This is a genomic window from Enterococcus italicus DSM 15952 (assembly GCF_000185365.1).
In the GTDB taxonomy this organism is placed as follows: domain Bacteria; phylum Bacillota; class Bacilli; order Lactobacillales; family Enterococcaceae; genus Enterococcus_G; species Enterococcus_G italicus.
Map to the genome: position 1 here is coordinate 1 of NZ_GL622245.1, position 1,994 is coordinate 1,994.

Annotated in this window: 2 protein-coding genes and 1 pseudogene; all 3 read left to right on the forward strand. The window is 40.9% G+C overall.

Annotated elements, in window-relative coordinates:
• The coding region (locus tag HMPREF9088_RS11010; protein WP_007209332.1) for a cupin domain-containing protein at positions 1-406 on the forward strand (406 nt) is incomplete at its 5' end.
• Positions 407-489: 83 nt separating this feature from the next.
• Positions 490-1,144 (forward strand): annotated as a pseudogene (locus HMPREF9088_RS11015) (ABC transporter ATP-binding protein).
• Positions 1,141-1,905 carry an ABC transporter permease gene (locus HMPREF9088_RS11020; RefSeq protein ID WP_007209335.1) on the forward strand — a complete coding sequence of 255 codons (765 nt, stop codon included), beginning with the start codon at positions 1,141-1,143 and terminating at the stop codon, positions 1,903-1,905. The pseudogene HMPREF9088_RS11015 and the gene HMPREF9088_RS11020 overlap by 4 nt, the downstream one beginning before the upstream one ends.
• The last annotated feature ends 89 nt before the right edge of the window (positions 1,906-1,994 follow it).

A 1,994-nucleotide genomic window follows, 5' to 3' on the forward strand; every position in this document is an offset into this window, starting at 1 on the left:
GGATCATGGGAAGAAGCCGTATATCATTAATATTGAAGACGCCACGACAGGAAATGATAATTACCGGACGACCATTTGGACAGGCAGTAAACTGCAAGTCACCGTAATGTCCATTCAACCGGGCGATGACATCGGTTTGGAAGTGCACGAAGGCATTGACCAATTTATCCGTATTGAAGAAGGAGAAGGCGTGTGTAAAATGGGGCCTTCTAAAGATAACTTACATGTTCAACAAAAAGTGATGGATGATGACGCCGTATTTGTTCCGGCGGACATGTGGCACAACATCGAAAACACCGGTGATAAGCCGCTCAGACTGTATACCATTTATGCTGGTCCAGATCACCTTGAAGGAACGGTTCACCCTACTCATGAAGACGCCAAAAACGATCCAAACGAACACTGAGGTACACTAGGATGAAACAAAAGCCCTGCACCCGTATGGATGGTCCACTGGTGCAGGGCTTTTTTATAAAGGAGAGAAGTGGTATGAGTGATTCATTGTTTCAATTAGAGAAGGTTGGTTTTCAGGCAAACGGAAACCAAATCCTTCAAGATATCTCTTTTACAGTAAACAAAGGGGAAGTGATTGTTTTTTCTGGTCCTTCTGGAAGTGGAAAAAGTACCCTTTTGAAATTAATTGGTACGCTGCTTTCCCCAACTTCCGGAAAAATTTATTATCGAGGTACGGATCTGCAAAAAATCGATCCTGTGGAGTATAGAAAAGAAGTCTCTTATTTCTTTCAAAACACTTCTCTATTCGATGAGACAGTTCAAGAGAACTTGTCTTTTCCTGCCCGCATAAGAGAAGAAGGATTTGATCGGGAACGTGCAAAAAAATTGTTAGAACGAGTTCAAATACCTGAAACTTACTTATCGAAAGAGGTCAAGGAACTATCAGGAGGGGAAAAACAACGGGTTGCATTGGTCCGAAATTTGATGTATCAACCGAAAAGTGTTGCTCCTGGATGAAGTTACAAGTTCATTGGACCAAGAAAACAGAGCGATTGTCCTTGATTTAGTCCGAGACATGATGAAAGACCAACAAACTACGGTGTTGGCCGTCACTCACAACCAGGAAGAAATCGACCAAGCTTCTCGTCTGATTACTATCAAAGGTGGAAAAATGGAGGAATCGAAATGACAAACAATTTGGAAATCAGTAATCTTTCTTTGCTTTTATCCTCTGTCCTCTTGATAGTTGCCTTGTTGATTGATTACAAAGAGAAATTGGGATTAGGAAACGACATTTTTATTGCGGGAATTCGCGCTGTCGTTCAATTATTCCTTATTGGATATGTATTGAGCTACGTATTACGAGTGGATAACAACTTTCTCACTTTAGCGATGGTTTTGTTCATTGTGTTCAACGCTTCTTATAACGCCTATACACGCAGTGAGGGGATCAACCGCTCTTTTAAAATTTCAACGACGGCTATTGGAGTAGGAACAGCCTTGTCCTTACTCATTCTTGTTTTTTCAGGAGTCATTGACTGGACCCCTTCCCAAATCGTTCCAATTACAGGCATGATTGCCAGCAACGCCATGACTGCGATTGGAGTGACCTATCGGTCTTTGAATTCAAAATTTACGGACCAACGCCAACAGGTATTGGAAAAATTGGCATTGGGAGCCAATAAAAAACAAGCGTCCATGAGTATTGTAAGAGAAAGCGTCAAAACGGGCATGGCTCCTTCTATTGACCGAACAAAAACGGTTGGACTTGTCAGCCTACCAGGTATGATGTCAGGGTTGATTTTTGCGGGAATTGATCCTGTTCAAGCGATTCGTTACCAAATTGTTGTGATGTTTATGTTGATTTCAGTTACTGCGATTTCTTCATTTATTGCTAGTTATATGGCTTACCGTGAGTTTTATAACAATCGCAGTCAATTAATTATATGATTTGGGATGATACACTACTCTTAAAACCAGTGGTTACAATTTTATGTAGTTAAAAGAAGACCTCACGAGAATAATTGCAAAAAGAACTT

What these genes read in the sequence shown, in the direction of transcription:
- HMPREF9088_RS11020 (WP_007209335.1), top strand. Translation starts at nt 1,141, where the DNA reads ATGACAAACAATTTGGAAATCAGTAATCTTTCTTTGCTTTTATCCTCT.